The organism is Bacillus cereus group sp. BfR-BA-01355 (assembly GCF_022663675.1).
Lineage (GTDB): Bacteria > Bacillota > Bacilli > Bacillales > Bacillaceae_G > Bacillus_A > Bacillus_A thuringiensis_S.
In genome coordinates, this window is the sequence record NZ_JAKUFY010000411.1 from 1 (window position 1) to 253 (window position 253).

A 253-nucleotide genomic window follows, 5' to 3' on the forward strand; every position below is an offset into this window, starting at 1 on the left:
ATATAACTTTCCTTCCCCGAATGGATTGTCGATAAATTTTTCAGCTGTCAGTTCTGGTCTATTCAGATATCCTCTCGCCAGACCATCCCCCGCTATACATAATTCTCCAGGTACACCTATTCCACAGAGTCTTCCCTCGTTAATTATATGCATTTGAATATTCGAAATGGGTTTTCCAATTGGAACAAGTACCTCATTGCCCTTGCATTCATAATAGGAATCATAAATGGTCGCTTCTGTCGGTCCATATAAA

1 protein-coding gene is annotated in these 253 nt (G+C 39.9%); it reads right to left on the reverse strand.

Annotated features, from left to right (window positions below):
* On the reverse strand, positions 1–253 hold a 253-nt coding region (locus MR167_RS32275), incomplete at both ends, for an AMP-binding protein (RefSeq protein WP_242316297.1).